The sequence below is a fragment of the Pantoea sp. OXWO6B1 genome, from assembly GCF_001641135.1.
Lineage (GTDB): Bacteria > Pseudomonadota > Gammaproteobacteria > Enterobacterales > Enterobacteriaceae > Pantoea > Pantoea allii.
The window spans coordinates 505660-520981 of record NZ_LWLR01000001.1; the positions used below are offsets into that span (position 1 = coordinate 505660).

General features: G+C 51.7%; 17 protein-coding genes. 6 read left to right on the forward strand and 11 right to left on the reverse strand.

Annotation, left to right across the window (positions count from 1 at the left end):
* Positions 1–90: 90 nt before the first annotated feature.
* The 4 genes from pfkA to cpxP form a co-directional block, all read right to left on the reverse strand.
* Positions 91–1053 carry a 6-phosphofructokinase gene (gene pfkA, locus A6A26_RS04705; protein ID WP_006121288.1) on the reverse strand — a complete coding sequence of 321 codons (963 nt, stop codon included), beginning with the start codon at positions 1051–1053 and terminating at the stop codon, positions 91–93.
* Between the two features lie 206 nt (positions 1054–1259).
* Complete coding sequence (fieF, locus tag A6A26_RS04710) at positions 1260–2162, reverse strand: CDF family cation-efflux transporter FieF (RefSeq protein WP_063877690.1); 903 nt, start codon at positions 2160–2162, stop codon at positions 1260–1262.
* A gap of 240 nt (positions 2163–2402) precedes the next feature.
* Positions 2403–2567, reverse strand: coding sequence for a KGG domain-containing protein (locus tag A6A26_RS04715; RefSeq protein ID WP_028723167.1), 165 nt, complete (start codon positions 2565–2567; stop codon positions 2403–2405).
* A 439-nt stretch (positions 2568–3006) separates the two neighbouring features.
* A complete protein-coding gene (gene cpxP / locus A6A26_RS04720) occupies positions 3007–3516 on the reverse strand; it encodes a cell-envelope stress modulator CpxP (protein ID WP_063877691.1) in 510 nt (169 codons plus the stop codon).
* A 148-nt stretch (positions 3517–3664) separates the two neighbouring features.
* Here cpxP and cpxR point away from each other — a divergent pair, with 148 nt between their 5' ends.
* The 3 genes from cpxR to trmL are packed head-to-tail and all read left to right on the forward strand — an operon-like array spanning position 3665 to position 6248.
* Positions 3665–4363 carry an envelope stress response regulator transcription factor CpxR gene (gene cpxR / locus A6A26_RS04725; protein WP_063877692.1) on the forward strand — a complete coding sequence of 233 codons (699 nt, stop codon included), beginning with the start codon at positions 3665–3667 and terminating at the stop codon, positions 4361–4363.
* Positions 4360–5739, forward strand: a complete 1380-nt coding sequence (gene cpxA, locus A6A26_RS04730) for an envelope stress sensor histidine kinase CpxA (RefSeq protein WP_063877693.1) — start codon at positions 4360–4362, stop codon at positions 5737–5739. The genes cpxR and cpxA overlap by 4 nt, the downstream gene beginning before the upstream one ends.
* 35 nt (positions 5740–5774) lie before the next feature.
* Entirely contained in the window at positions 5775–6248 is a 474-nt protein-coding gene (gene trmL, locus A6A26_RS04735) for a tRNA (uridine(34)/cytosine(34)/5-carboxymethylaminomethyluridine(34)-2'-O)-methyltransferase TrmL (protein WP_063877694.1), read from the forward strand.
* Here the strand turns inward: trmL and cysE are convergent.
* From cysE to A6A26_RS04760, 5 genes are all read right to left on the reverse strand, one after another.
* Positions 6245–7066 (reverse strand): serine O-acetyltransferase, encoded by an 822-nt coding sequence (cysE, locus tag A6A26_RS04740; protein WP_063877695.1) that lies wholly within the window; start codon positions 7064–7066, stop codon positions 6245–6247. The genes trmL and cysE overlap by 4 nt on opposite strands.
* Positions 7067–7133: 67 nt before the next feature.
* Positions 7134–8150, reverse strand: coding sequence for an NAD(P)H-dependent glycerol-3-phosphate dehydrogenase (gene gpsA / locus A6A26_RS04745; RefSeq protein WP_172823884.1), 1017 nt, complete (start codon positions 8148–8150; stop codon positions 7134–7136).
* A complete protein-coding gene (gene secB / locus A6A26_RS04750; RefSeq protein WP_063877697.1) occupies positions 8150–8620 on the reverse strand; it encodes a protein-export chaperone SecB in 471 nt (156 codons plus the stop codon). The genes gpsA and secB overlap by 1 nt, the downstream gene beginning before the upstream one ends.
* Positions 8621–8658: 38 nt before the next feature.
* Positions 8659–8913 carry a glutaredoxin 3 gene (gene grxC / locus A6A26_RS04755; protein ID WP_063877698.1) on the reverse strand — a complete coding sequence of 85 codons (255 nt, stop codon included), beginning with the start codon at positions 8911–8913 and terminating at the stop codon, positions 8659–8661.
* A 16-nt stretch (positions 8914–8929) separates the two neighbouring features.
* On the reverse strand, positions 8930–9361 hold the full coding sequence (locus A6A26_RS04760) for a rhodanese-like domain-containing protein (RefSeq protein ID WP_063877699.1): 432 nt from the start codon (positions 9359–9361) through the stop codon (positions 8930–8932).
* 252 nt (positions 9362–9613) lie between these two features.
* On the opposite strand from A6A26_RS04760, the gene envC reads away from it, so the two are divergent.
* Both envC and A6A26_RS04770 read left to right on the forward strand, forming a co-directional pair.
* The gene (envC, locus tag A6A26_RS04765; RefSeq protein WP_063881060.1) at positions 9614–10915 is read left to right on the forward strand and encodes a murein hydrolase activator EnvC; all 1302 of its coding nucleotides are present in this window, start codon (positions 9614–9616) and stop codon (positions 10913–10915) included.
* Positions 10916–11827, forward strand: a complete 912-nt coding sequence (locus tag A6A26_RS04770) for a divergent polysaccharide deacetylase family protein (RefSeq protein WP_063877700.1) — start codon at positions 10916–10918, stop codon at positions 11825–11827.
* Between the two features lie 97 nt (positions 11828–11924).
* Here the strand turns inward: A6A26_RS04770 and tdh are convergent, their stop codons facing one another.
* Positions 11925–12953, reverse strand: a complete 1029-nt coding sequence (tdh, locus tag A6A26_RS04775; RefSeq protein WP_063877701.1) for an L-threonine 3-dehydrogenase — start codon at positions 12951–12953, stop codon at positions 11925–11927.
* Between the two features lie 9 nt (positions 12954–12962).
* Entirely contained in the window at positions 12963–14159 is a 1197-nt protein-coding gene (locus tag A6A26_RS04780; RefSeq protein ID WP_063877702.1) for a glycine C-acetyltransferase, read from the reverse strand.
* Between the two features lie 228 nt (positions 14160–14387).
* Here A6A26_RS04780 and rfaD point away from each other — a divergent pair, with 228 nt between their 5' ends.
* Positions 14388–15320: an ADP-glyceromanno-heptose 6-epimerase gene (gene rfaD, locus A6A26_RS04785; protein WP_063877703.1), complete on the forward strand. Its 933-nt coding sequence runs from the start codon at positions 14388–14390 to the stop codon at positions 15318–15320.
* Positions 15321–15322: the final 2 nt, after the last annotated feature.

Genomic DNA, 15322 nt, shown 5'->3' on the forward strand with positions numbered 1-15322 from the left:
AAAGAATTAAAAATAAACGGTTATAACTTTGGGGAATATAGGAAAGGCGTAAGGGCATACCGTTAAGCATGCCCGTTAAGGCTGAGAAAATCAGTAAAGCTGTTTCGCCGTATCCATCCAGTCACGTTTGAACGGACGCTTCATGTTCTCAATCGCATCGATGATATCGTGATGAACCATCTTGTCGTTCTGAATACCTACGCAACGGCCACCGTAGCCCTGCATGAGCAGTTCGATGGAATAGGCACCCATACGGGACGCCAGAATGCGGTCATAGGCACAAGGCGCGCCGCCACGTTGAATGTGGCCCAGAACCGTGGCGCGCGTTTCGCGTTTGGTTTCAGTCTCAATAAAGCGCGCCAGATCGTCGATGTCACAAATGTGCTCAGTGATGGCAACAATCGCATGCTTTTTGCCTTTCGCAATACCGGCTTTAATTTCTGCCACCAGCTCTTCGCGGGTGTATGGAATTTCTGGCAACACGATAAATTCGCACCCGCCGGCAATGGCGGCAGCCAGGGTCAAATCACCACAATAACGGCCCATCACTTCGACGATGGAGATACGCTGGTGTGATGAAGAGGTATCGCGCAGGCGGTCAATGGCTTCAACCACCGTCTCCAGTGCCGTAAAATAGCCAATGGTGTAATCAGTACCGGCAACATCATTATCGATAGTGCCTGGCAGGCCAATACAGGGGAACCCCATCTCGGTCAGTCGCTTCGCCCCCATATAGGAGCCATCTCCGCCAATAACGACGAGCGCATCAATACCGCGTTTTTTCAGGTTTTCAATGGCCACCTGGCGAACATCATCATTACGAAACTCAGGAAAGCGCGCTGAACCCAGAAAAGTGCCGCCGCGATTAATCATATCGGACACGCTGTAACGGTCGAGATTGATCATGCGATCTTCGTACAAACCCTGATAGCCGTCATAGATACCAAAAACTTCCAGCCCTTCACTTAATGCGGACCGAACTACGCCGCGAATGGCTGCGTTCATGCCTGGGGCGTCACCGCCGCTGGTCAGTACACCAATTTTTTTGATCATGACAACCTCTGGATTGTTCAAAGCTAAGGGTTAATCCGGCCTGTTCAACGCTGATAAACACGATTGTGATGAGCGCGACATATGATGGCAGATAGTATATCAAAGGCCTGCGGCTGAATTGATTCAGGTCAGACAACTTTTCACTAATTTTTTGCAGTAATGTTAACGATATGCCGTTTCCATTTTGTTAACTTAATTCATGTAAGTTAAAAGTTAAAAGAATCCTGCTTTTCAAACGGTACCACAGAACAGGGATCCTGATGAATAATGACGTCCGAACCGGGAAAAGCTTTTCGCAGCGCTTTCTCTACCTGATCGGCGATACGATGTGCCTGGACGAGCGGTAGCTGATCTTCAAGCTCAACGTGAAGCTGGATGAACTTTGTCGGGCCAGACTGACGCGTTCGCACATCGTGTATCCCCTGCACGCCCGGCCAGTTGGATGAAATCGAAATGATTTGTTGCCGCTCTTCGTCGGGTAAGGCTCTGTCGAGTAACGACTGTACCGCCTCATAACCCATACGCAACGCACTAAAAAGAATATAGACACCAATGCCGAGTGCAAACAGCGCATCGGCACGCGTGAAACCGTAGCTGCTTAATATCAGCGCCACCAGAATAGCGCCGTTCATAAACACATCGGACTGATAGTGCAGCATATCTGCCCGAATGGCCTGGCTGCGGGTTTTTCGCACGACCCAGCGTTGAAAGGTGACCAGAAATAACGTCGAAACCAGAGCCACCAGGGTCACAATGATCCCGATGCCGGGCGAGCGCAGTTCATTGGGGGACGCGAGATGCTGAATACCGGTGAGAAAGAGGAAAAGTGCTGAACCCGAAATAAACATGCTTTGTGCCAGTGCCGCCAGTGATTCGGCTTTACCATGACCAAACGTATGGTCCGCATCGGCAGGCTGTAAGGAATAACGCACCACCAGCAGGTTAGTAAGAGAAGCGGCGATATCAACCAATGAATCCACCAGCGCTGCCAGCAAACTCACCGATCCGGTGTACCACCAGGCAAAAATCTTCACGATCAACAGGATGGAAGCAAGCAGCGTCGCCGCAACTGCCGCAGATTGTATTAACTTTCCGTACGAAGCCTGCATGCCATCACTCCATGGACATCATTACTGAGAACGTAAAACAGAATGAGAGAAGGGATAAGTTTAACACCATAGGCAGCGTTGCGCCTGACTGTTCAACTGCCATGGAGAGTCATGAGGAAGGTGTATTTCGGAAGGGAATTAGCCTGGTACTTCGCCCCATCCTGATGTAAGACGGGGCGAATTGCCTGTATGAACAGGCGCCAAATCAACGTGCAGATTTGGTTCAGTGCTTAGCAGCCGTTACTTTTTGCCGCCTTTCTTGCCCGCTTCGGAGGCTTTTTCGGGGTTATTTTTGAAATTACCGCCGCCGCCATTGCCGCTGCTCTTACCGCCTTTCTTACCGGCTTCAGACGCTTTTTGCGGGTTGTCTGCGAAATTACCTGAACCACCACGATGCTCTGCCATAATTTACTCCGTTAATAGATTAATTCGGACTACATGATGTGGTTGCTGCTCTCCGTTAATTTCGTAAGTACATCGGCGTCCATGCTGAGACAATTTAAGTGTAGGTGGGGGCAATTAACGTGCAAGCGGAACGGGATATTTCCAGCTAATTGAAATATAAATGAAATTAAATCGAATTCGAAAATAACACATAAATATCAGCAAGTTGAAAACTTTAAAGAAAAATGAAATATGCGCAACGAGGGAAAGCAGCAAAAAGCGGAATGAATAAAAAACAGGAAGAAAACCAAAGGCATTTCATATTTACCCGGTTCGGGGCAGGAATTGTAAGTTTATCGTAAATGATAAATAACAGATAAAAAAAACCCCCTCATCATGAGGGGGAAGACAGGGATGTGTCTATGGCAAGGAAAACAGGGATACTATTTACTACTGGTCACTACTGGTTACTACTGGTACGACTCACGGGTTGCAGCGATGATGCTGGCTGCAGATTCGAGAGCTTGCGTAATGTGTTTAAACGCTGCTCGTAATTCTTCTGTAACGCGGCTTGCTGCTCGGGCGTTAACAGGTGATACATCTGATTGCGGACCCGCGCCATCTCAACCTGCTGTTCGATCTGAACTCTGGCAATGGCTTCGGCTTTATTGCGGATGGCCGCTTCGTTAAATTTATCTGCAGTCACCAGATCGTGCATGGCTGCGATATCATCAATGTTCGTTGCAGGACGCTCATGTCGGGCTTGCTGCATAAGGTCACGCATCTGCTGTCTTTGATGTTCCGTCAACTCAATGCCGTCGAACATGTGACTTTGCGAATTTTGCGTCATACTGCCTGTCGTAAATCCGCCGTGATGCACCTCATCAAGCGCCATCGACTCTGCTGCTCTTGCGCTGGCGTTACAGAGAACCATCGCTGAGGCAATAACGACGGCGGTTAATTTGCGCATCGTTTACTCCAGTTCGTTCTGTTTTGCGATTCAACGATAGCCAGTGTACGGCGACAGCTGCAAACATCCGTCAGGGGGTGTAAAAGTACGTAAAGCGATGGATTGGTATCATAGGAACACGCTATTTTGCCTGCGGAGGGCTACAAAAATGAATAAAATCCTGTTGGTAGATGATGACCGCGAATTAACTTCGCTTTTGAAAGAGCTGTTAGAAATGGAAGGGTTTGAAGTCGTGGTCGCCAGTGATGGTGAGCAAGCGTTGAACCTGCTCGATAACTCAATTGATTTGCTTTTACTGGACGTCATGATGCCGAAGAAAAACGGCATCGACACCCTGAAAGAATTACGCCAGCAATACCAGACGCCCGTCATTATGCTCACCGCACGTGGAAGCGAGCTGGACCGCGTGCTGGGCCTTGAACTGGGTGCTGATGACTATCTGCCAAAACCCTTCAACGATCGTGAGCTGGTCGCGCGTATCCGCGCTATCCTGCGCCGCTCGAACTGGAGTGAACAACAGCAGCAACACGACAACAGTTCACCGACGCTCGAAGTTGACTGTCTGCGCCTGAATCCGGGTCGTCAGGAAGCCAGTTTCGACAGTGAAACGCTGGATCTCACCGGCACGGAATTCACCCTGCTTTATCTTTTGGCACAGCATTTGGGTCAGGTTGTCTCTCGCGAGCACCTTAGCCAGGAAGTTCTGGGTAAGCGCCTTACGCCTTTTGACCGCGCCATTGATATGCACATCTCCAACCTGCGTCGTAAGCTTCCCGAACGCCGTGACGGCCATCCGTGGTTTAAAACCTTACGTGGCCGCGGCTACCTGATGGTTTCTGCATCATGATAGGAAGTTTGACTACCCGCATCTTTGCTATCTTCTGGCTGACGCTGGCGCTGGTATTGATGCTGGTGCTCATGGTACCCAAGCTCGACTCACGTCAGATGACGGCACTGCTGGAAAGCGAGCAGCGTCAGGGGACGATGATAGAGCAGCACGTTGAAGCAGAGCTATCGCGCGATCCCCCGAATGATTTGATGTGGTGGCGGCGCTTATTTCGGGCTATTGAGAAATGGGCGCCGCCCGGTCAGCGCTTGCTGTTAGTCACCAGCGAAGGCCGGGTCATTGGCGCGCAGCATAATGAAATGCAGGTTATCCGTAACTTTATCGGTCAATCAGATAATGCCGACCATCCGCAGAAGAAAAAGTATGGTCGGGTCGAGATGGTCGGGCCCTTCGCTGTACGCGATGGGGAAGATAATTATCAGCTCTATCTGATCCGTCCCGCCAGCAGCTCTCAACTGGACTTTATTAACCTGCTGTTTGACCGGCCTCTGCTGTTGCTTATCGTTACCATGCTGATTAGCTCACCGCTTCTGCTCTGGCTGGCATGGAGCCTGGCGCGGCCAGCGCGAAAACTCAAATACGCGGCGGATGAAGTCGCCAGCGGCAACCTGCGTCAGCATCCAGAACTGGAATCTGGCCCGCAGGAGTTTCTGGCCGCGGGTTCCAGCTTCAACCAGATGGTCAGTGCGCTGGAACGTATGATGAACGGTCAGCAACGCTTACTGTCCGATATCAGCCACGAATTGCGTACGCCACTGACGCGATTACAGCTGGCTACGGCTCTGCTGCGTCGCCGTCATGGCGAAGGCAAAGAGCTGGAGCGCATTGAGATGGAAGCTCAGCGACTGGATGGCATGATTAATGACCTGCTTGTGCTGTCGAGAACCCAGCACAAGAATGCGCTGGTCAGTGAAGCCATGAAGGCGAATCAACTCTGGAACGACGTGCTGGAAGATGCCAGGTTTGAAGCGGAGCAAATGGGCAAAACCCTGGAGATTCCTTATCCTCCTGGCCCCTGGCCGCTTTACGGTAATCCGCATGCGCTCGAAAGCGCCCTGGAGAACATTGTGCGTAATGCTTTACGCTACTCACATACGCATATCAGCGTCAGTTTTTCAGTCGATATTTCGGGCATTACGGTGCACGTTGATGACGATGGTCCTGGCGTGAGCCCGGAAGATCGCGAGCAGATATTCCGCCCTTTCTACCGGACGGATGAAGCCCGGGACAGGGAATCCGGCGGCACAGGTCTGGGGCTGGCGATTGTGGAAACGGCCATACAGCAACATCGTGGATGGGTAAAAGCGGATGACAGCCCACTCGGTGGCTTGCGTCTTACTATCTGGCTCCCACTCTACTCCTCTGCAAGGCAATAATTTGCTATGCTTCGGCCCTCGTTATCGGGGGCCTTATGCTTAACATCGTATTATTTGAACCAGAAATCCCACCTAACACAGGCAATATTATTCGCCTGTGTGCGAATACCGGTTTCCAGCTCCACCTGATTGAGCCGCTTGGCTTTGCCTGGGACGATAAACGTCTTCGCCGTGCGGGGCTGGATTACCACGAATTTACCGCCATCAAATTTCATGCTGATTATCCGGCTTTTCTCGCAACAGAGCAGCCTGGGCGCCTGTTTGCGCTAACCACGAAAGGCACACCGGCACACAGTGCGGTCAGCTATCAGCGAGGTGATTATTTGCTGTTTGGCCCGGAAAGCCGTGGGTTACCTGCAGAGGTGTTGCAGGCATTGCCTGCAGAGCAAAAAATACGCATTCCCATGATGGCGGAAAGCCGCAGCATGAACCTGTCTAATGCGGTATCGGTTGTGGTGTACGAAGCGTGGCGCCAACTCGACTATGCTGGCGCACTGATCAAATCCTAAATACCATCACCAAACTGGAAGCCGGCACCATTGCCGTTAAAGTGTTGATCCATATCCATTGACGGCTTTTCACTGCCGGGCTTACCGACGATGCGGGCAGGGACACCGGCAGCAGTCGTATGCGGTGGAATAGATTGCAATACGACAGAACCGGCCCCAATTTTGGCACCGCGCCCTACCTCTATATTGCCCAGGATTTTTGCACCTGCACCAATCATCACGCCTTCACGAATTTTCGGATGGCGGTCTCCGCTGGTTTTACCGGTGCCGCCAAGCGTGACTGACTGCAAAATTGAGACATCGTTTTCCACAACGGCTGTCTCACCGATCACAATGCCGGTCGCATGATCCAGCATGATCCCGTGACCGATTTTTGCAGCCGGATGAATATCCACCGCAAACGAGACAGACACTTCGTTCTGCAGATAAACCGCTAAGGCGCGTCGACCTTCATTCCACAGCCAGTGTCCAATGCGATGTGCCTGAAGAGCATGAAATCCTTTCAGATAAAGCAGTGGCGTGGAATATTTATCAACCGCGGGATCGCGCAGACGTACCGCCTGAATATCACAGGCCGCAGAGGCAATCATTGAGGGATCTTCACGGTATGCTTCTTCGACCACTTCACGAATAGCGATAGCAGGCATAATTGGATTAGCCAGTTTATTCGCCAGCATATAGCTCAGGGCACTGCCAAGATTCTCGTGCTTGAGCAATGTCGCGTGGTAAAAGCTGGCCAGCATCGGCTCGCAGTCTGCCAGCGCTCGTGCTTCTGCCTTGATATTATTCCAGACCAGTTCTAACTCATCAGACGACATGCTGTTTTCTCCCGATAAAAAAAGCGCCTTAACCGGCGCTACAGGTGATGATGCCTGGCTTCCTGCTTTAGTTTGTACTGTTTTCGTCCTTCCTTGAACGCCCCAGCAGGCTTAATGCTGCATCTCGTGCCGGTTTTCCGCAATAGAGCACCTGATAAATCTGTTCGGTAATCGGCATTTCGACCCCGACGCGTGCGGCCAGTACTTTGACTTCTTTGGTGTTTCTGTAACCTTCTACAACTTGTCCGATAATGCGCTGCGCACCATCAACATCTTCGCCCTGTCCGAGCATCATGCCAAAACGGCGGTTGCGCGACTGATTATCGGTACAGGTTAGCACCAGGTCACCCAGACCGGCCATGCCCATAAACGTCGTCGGATCGGCACCCAGCGCCGCGCCAAGACGACTCATCTCAGCCAGTCCGCGGGTGATTAAGGCTGTTCGGGCGTTTGCGCCAAAACCGATGCCATCTGACATCCCGGCACCAATCGCAATCACGTTTTTCACTGCGCCGCCCAGCTGAACCCCAATAAAATCGGGATTACTGTATACGCGAAAGCTTTTGCCACAGTGCAGTCGCGCCTGCAAATCATCCGCAAATTGTGAATCGGTGGCCGCCAGAGCAATCGCCGTTGGTAAACCCGCAGCCAACTCTTTCGCAAACGTTGGGCCGGAGATCACCGCCAGTGGAATCGCCTCACCCAGGATTTCCCGTGCAACGTCCTGCAGCAGACGACCGGTTTCTTTTTCCAGCCCTTTCGTCGCCCAGACAATGCGTGAGTCATCGCGCAAACCGGGTTTGATCTGCATCAGCACATCGCCAAAAACGTGGCTGGGCACGACAACCAGCAGATCGCGGCTGGCAGCGATGACACTCGCCAGATCGGGTTCAACAGTCAGATTATCGGGAAAAGGAACATCAGGCAGGAAAGCAAGATTGCAGCGGTCGGACTGCAGTTGTGCCATATGAGCGGGATTGTGGCCCCACAACAACACCGGATGGCCATTGCGGGCCAGCGTAATCGCCAAAGCGGTGCCGTATGAACCGGCACCGATGACGCTAATCGAAGCGTGAGTACTCATCAGGCATCCTGATGTTGCGCAGCACCTTCTTCGCCTTGCTGCTGCTGCAGATAGTTCATGAACAGCGCATCAAAGTTCACTGGCGCAAGGTTGAGTTGCGGGAACGTTCCACGGGAAACAAGGCTGGTGATACATTCACGGGCATACGGGAACAGGATATTCGGGCAGTAAGCGCCCAGGCAATGCGCCATCTGAGTACCGTCAATGCCGCCGATGGTAAAAATACCGGCCTGCTGAACTTCACACAGGAAAGCGGTCTCTTCGCCAACGGTCGCGGTTACGGTCACACGCAGCACCACTTCATACACTTCATCAGCCAGCTGCGAAGAAGCAGTATCCAGATCCAGCTTAACGTCTGGTTCCCACTCTTTCTGAAACACTTGTGGCGCGTTCGGCGCTTCAAAAGAAATATCTTTCGTGTAAACGCGCTGAATCTGGAATTGCATTTCGTTAGTGTTATGTTCTGACATGTGACTAAGTCCTGTAAGTTAAAATGTCTGGCGTAAAACTACGCCTGAAGTAACGGATCTAAACCTTCACGATCGTTCAGCGCCATCAGATCGTCGCAGCCACCAATATGCTGACCGTCGATAAAAATCTGCGGGACGGTAGTCCGGCCACTGCGCTTAATCATCTCTTCGCGTTTTGCCATGTCCCCATCGATGGGAATCTCCTGGAACGCCACGCCTTTTTGACTCAGTAGCGCTTTTGCCCGGTGGCAATAAGGACAGGTTGCTTTAATGTAAATCTCAACGTTTGCCATAGGGACCTCAGGATGATTATTTACCGCGAACCAGCGGCAGATTTTCGCCGCTCCAACCGCTGATACCGTCTTTCAGAACGGACACCTGGTTGAATCCGGCCGCACTCAGATGTGCAGCAGGTTCGGCTGCGCTTTGTCCGGTTGCACATACCACAATTATGGGCTGTGCTTTGTGCTTTTCCAACTCACCCAGGCTGCCTTTCTTGATATCTGCGGCAGCCACATTAATCGCGCCCGAAATATGACCCTTGCGGTAATCGTCACGCGAACGCACGTCTACTACCACCGCGTCCTCTTTGTTAATAAGTCGGGTTGCTTCACCTCGACTGATCGTTTTTACTTTAGAGAACATTCCTTTAACGGTGGTCACAATCACCAATATAAGTAATACGACCCATGCCAGACTCAGGACGGGGTGATTGCTTGCAAACTGCATAATTTCTTGCATGAGGGGTAACGACTCCAGACCGGGCTAATAAGCTAAAACAAGGCTTCTGAGTATACCTGCGCCACTTCGCATGTACAGACGCTAAGCGGACAGAGTGAAGATTTGTGCGTCATTTTCCAAAAAAATGAGCGGAATGGCAAAAATGACGTGACGCTGGTGCCTTGTCCTGATGAAAATGGATCACTCTGGGAAAGCAAAAGCCGGTCAGCAATGCTGGTAAGCAACTGTTCATCGTGGAATAATCATCGACCTATGAAGGGAAAGATAACCGTTCTACCAACATGGACTCGTTACAACGGTCGCATCCTGCCGTTGTTCACCCGCTTGTCCGCCCTGTCTTTTAGCCTGCTTTATGCGGGCCTGTTGCTTTTCCCTGCGCCCGGCGTAGCCGCGGATGACAATAAAGCGCAACTGAAATCTATTCAGCAAGAAATTGCAGAAAAAGAAAAAAGCGTAAAAGCGCAAAAAGTTCAGCGTAGTCAGTTGCTCAATCAGTTGCAGAGTCAGGAAAAAATCATTGCTCAGGCAAGTCGACAGTTGCGGGAAACCCGTAACAGCCTGTCGGCCCTGAACGGTGAAATCACGCAGGTCACCGCCTCGGTTTCCCGCCTTGAGAAACAGCAGGCTCAACAGGAAAAGCTGCTTGCAGAACAGTTGGACGCGGCTTTCCGCCAGGGTCAGCATAAAGGCCTGCAACTCCTGTTAGGGGGCGAAGAGAGCCAGCGCAGCGAACGTATTCTGGCTTACTTTGGTTATCTGAATACCGCACGCCAGGAAAATATCACCGCCCTGCAAACTACCCGTCAGGAATTAGCCCAACAGCGCGCGTCACTGGAACAAAAGCAGCAACAACAGAAATCGCTGTTAACACAGCAGCAAGCACAACAAGACAAACTCCAGCAAGCCAGCGCAGCCCGTAAAAAAACTCTGACCTCTCTGGAAAGTGCGCTGCAGAAAGATCAGGCTGACCTGGTTGAGATGCGTCAGAACGAAAGCCGTCTGCAAGATAAAATTGCCCGTGCCGAACGTGAAGCCCGTGAGCGCGCTGCCCGTGAAGCACGCGAGGCAGAAAAAGTGCGTCAGCGTCAGGTGCAGGCTAAAGCCAAAGGCTCCAGCTATCAGCCAACACAAAGCGAGCGCGAACTGATGGCGCGAACAGGTGGACTGGGCCGCCCCAACGGTCAGGATATCTGGCCAGTACGGGGCCGCGTCGAGCATCGCTTTGGCGAGGAGCTGCAGGGTGAATTACGCTGGAAAGGCCTGGTCATTGCCGCCCCAGAGGGTACAGAAGTCAAAGCCATTGCCGATGGTCGTGTGTTGATGGCCGACTGGTTGCAAGGTTATGGCCTGGTCGTGGTCATCGAGCATGGTAAAGGGGATATGAGCCTGTATGGTTATAACCAAAGTGCGCTGGTCAGCGTGGGTGCCCAAGTGAAAGCAGGCCAGCCTGTTGCGCTGGTCGGCACCAGCGGTGGTCGCGGAACGCCTTCGCTCTACTTTGAAATCCGACGTCAGGGCAAGGCGGTCAACCCCATTCCATGGTTAGGGAAATAAGTGCTACATCATCGTCATAAGATCACCGCGTTGTTGTGCGGCTTGCTGCTCAGTTGCGCGGCCCAGGCTGCTAAGCTCGCCATCGTTATTGATGATTTCGGCTACCGGCCAACGGAAGAGAATAAAGTACTGCAAATGCCGCGGGCGATTTCTATTGCCGTGCTTCCCGATGCGCCTTATGCCCGCCAGATGGCGACCAAAGCGCATAACGGCGGGCGTGAAGTGCTGATTCACCTGCCTATGGCACCGTTAAGTAAGCAACCGCTGGAAAAAAACACCTTAACGCCCGAAATGAGCAGCGCGGAAATTGAGCGCATCATTCGGAGTGCGGTGAATAATGTCCCTTATGCGGTGGGGCTGAATAACCATATGGGCAGCAAAATGACTTCCAGCCTGCCCGGTATGCAAAAAGTCATGCAGGTGCTTAATCAGTACAACCTGTATTTCCTCGACAGCATGACGATTGGTAACAGCCAGTCACTGCAGGCCGCGCAGGGAACGCACGTCAGAGTACTCAAGCGCCGCGTATTCCTGGATGACAGTCAGGACATCAATTCGATTCGTCAGCAATTTAGCCGGGCAGTCAAGCTAGCTCAGCGGGATGGCTACGCTATTGCGATCGGTCATCCGCATCCTAATACCGTGCGTGTGCTGCAACAAATGTTGCCCTCCTTGCCGGCGGATATCACCCTGGTGACACCGGGTCAGTTACTGAATGAGCCGCTGCGCAACGGCAACACCTCGCCGACTAACACTCCGCCACGCAACAAGCCATCGCAAGGTTTCCAGCCGCCGGGTGAATGTAAAGTGAAGCAGCCGCTGGCGCCCGTACCGGCTACACGCGCGCTGGGCGTGATTGGAGAAAGCATCACAGAAAGTCCGCTTTATCACCGGCTCGATGAACTCTTCTGAAATATGCTGCACCCGGCATTAAACCGGGTGCAGCATATTTACACTACGCAAACTTACGTCATCTCACCCTGTGTTTGATGAGCACTCGCGGGCTCAATTATGCCCAGTTCAAAATCACTTTTCCCGACTGCCCTGAGCGCATTTCGTCGAACCCCTGCTGGAAATCATCGATAGCATAACGATGGGTAATGATTGGTGTAAGATCTAACCCTGACTGAATCAGTGCGGCCATTTTATACCAGGTTTCAAACATCTCTCGTCCGTATATCCCTTTGATAAACAGCCCTTTGAATATCACCTGGTTCCAGTCAATGGCCATTTCTCCGGGAGGAATGCCCAGCAAGGCGAGCCGACCGCCGTGATTCATCACCTCAAGCAGGGTTCGAAAAGCAGGTGGTGCGCCTGACATTTCTAATCCCACGTCGAAGCCTTCTTTCATATCCAGTGACTGCATGACCTCACGCAGATCTTGTTTTGCGACATTGACTGCACGGGTTACACCCATTTTGCGGGCCAGCTCAAGGCGATAATCATTGATGTCCGTAATCACGACATTACGCGCACCGACATGCCGGCACACGGCCGCGGCCATAATACCGATAGGGCCGGCACCGGAAATAAGCACGTCTTCTCCGACCAGGTCGAAGGATAAAGCGGTATGTACCGCATTGCCGAAAGGATCAAAAATCGCCGCCAGTTCGTCGGAGATATTGTCAGGGATTTTGAACGCATTAAAGGCGGGAATAACCAGATATTCAGCAAAACACCCTTGCCGGTTAACGCCCACGCCTTGGGTATTGCGACACAGATGGGTACGACCGGCACGGCAGTTGCGACAGTGCCCGCACGTTATGTGACCTTCGCCAGAAACCCGATCGCCAATGTTAAATCCCTTAACCTCCTGACCGATAGCGACGACCTCGCCCACATATTCATGGCCGACAATCATAGGCACCGGAATCGTTTTACGTGACCAGTCGTCCCAGTTATAGATATGTACGTCAGTCCCGCAGATGGCGGTTTTGCGAATTTTTATCAATAAATCGTTATGACCCGGCTCGGGAACCGGCGCATCAGTCACCATCCAGATGCCCTGCTCTTTTTTCAACTTAGCCAGTGCTTTCATGGTCAATCCTCAGGCGATGACGCCAAGTTGTTTACCAATACGCGTGAAAGCTGCCACCGCCGTTTCCAGTTGCTGCTGGCTGTGTGCTGCTGAAATTTGGGTTCGGATTCGCGCCTGACCTTTTGGCACAACCGGATAGAAAAACCCGGTAACATAGATACCTTCATGTTGTAACAGCTGAGCAAATTCCTGCGCGACGCTGGCTTCTCCCAGCATGACGGGAATGATGGCGTGATCGGCACCAGCCAGCGTAAAACCTGCCGATGTCATTTTTTCACGGAAGAAGCGTGCGTTGTCCCACAGGCGCTGACGCAGACCGTCGCCTTCGCTTAATAAATCCAGTACGCGAATAGAGGCCGCCACAATCGCCGGTGCCAGGGAGTTAGAGAACAGGTAAGGTCGTGAGCGCTGGCGTAGCCATTCCACTACCTCTGCTTTTGCCGCGGTGTATCCGCCCGATGCACCGCCCAGCGCCTTGCCCAGAGTGCCGGTGATAATGTCTACCCTGCCCATGACCTCGCAATACTCGTGGGTGCCACGACCGGCGTTACCCACAAAACCCACCGCATGGGAATCATCCACCATGACCAGCGCTGAATATTCGTCTGCCAGATCGCAAATGGCTTTCAGATTGGCGATCACGCCGTCCATTGAAAACACACCATCCGTCGCAATCATCACTGTCTGCGCACCGTTATCCCTGGCTTCCTGAAGGCGGGCGCGCAGTTGGGTCATGTCATTGTTGGCATAACGATAGCGCTGTGCTTTGCACAAGCGGACACCATCGATAATCGACGCATGATTAAGCGCATCTGAAATGATGGCATCTTCCGCGCCCAGTAAGGTTTCAAACAGCCCACCGTTGGCGTCAAAACAGGAGGAATAAAGAATGGCGTCCTCCATGCCAAGAAAGTCAGCCAGTTTTTTTTCCAGTTGTTTGTGCATATCCTGCGTACCGCAGATAAAGCGCACCGACGCCATGCCAAAGCCGTGTGAATCCATGCCCTCTTTAGCGGCCTGAATTAAGGCTGGATGGTTAGCCAGGCCAAGATAGTTATTGGCGCAAAAGTTAATGACAGGATGGTTATGTCCGACCTCAATCTCCGCCTGTTGCGCGGAGGTAATGATGCGTTCTTTTTTAAATAAACCTTCACGCTGGGCGGCGTCGAGTTGCTGTCGGATATGTTGGTAAAAATGCACTGGCATTATTCTGCTCCTGATAAGGTAGGAATGAGGCAAATATTACTGAACATATCGCCTTTCTACGCTTAATCGACCAACAGAATGTTAATTTTGCAGCATAGTTCACGTCGTTAAGAGGTATGAGTAACGCCTTACAGAGTCATCTGGCTGTCTGTGACGGGATGAAATGTTATGATGTAAGCATTACGTGTGAAACGTCCCGTTTCACCCCAAAACTTCAAAGGTAACAGTATGATTATCGTCACCGGTGGCGCAGGAATGATCGGCAGCAATATCGTTAAAACGCTGAACGATCGCGGTCACAACGACATTCTGGTCGTGGATAACCTGAAAGATGGCACCAAGTTCGTGAATCTTGCCGATCTGGACATCGCTGATTACATGGATAAAGAAGAATTTTTGACCTACATCATGTCCGGTGAAGACCTCGGTCCGATTGAAGCGGTTTTCCATGAAGGTGCCTGCTCAGCCACCACTGAGTGGGATGGCAAGTACATGATGGACAACAACTATCAGTACTCTAAAGATCTGCTGCACTTCTGTCTGGAGCGTGAAATTCCGTTCCTTTACGCGTCGTCGGCCGCCACCTACGGCGGACGTAACGAGAATTTTATTGAAGAGCGTCAGTACGAGCAGCCGCTAAACGTTTACGGCTACTCCAAAATGCTGTTCGACCACTATGTTCGTCAGATCCTGCCTGAAGCCACCTCGCCGGTATGCGGTTTTCGCTACTTCAACGTTTACGGCCCGCGTGAAGGTCACAAAGGCAGCATGGCAAGCGTGGCATTTCATCTGAACACGCAGATCAGTAATGATGAAAATCCAAAACTGTTTGAAGGCAGCGACAGCTTCAAACGTGATTTCATCCATGTTGATGATGTGGTGTCCGTGAATTTGTGGTGCTGGGAGAATGGGATTTCCGGCATTTATAACTGCGGAACAGGCCGTGCCGAATCCTTCCAGGAAGTGGCAGATGCCGTGCTTAACTTTCACCAGAAAGGCCAGATTGAATACATTCCATTCCCTGACAAATTGAAAGGCCGCTATCAGGCTTACACACAGGCCGACCTGTCAAAATTACGCGCAGCGGGTTATGACAAACCGTTTAAAACCGTGGCACAGGGTGTGTCTGAATATATGGTTTGGTTAAACCGTAACGTCTAAAG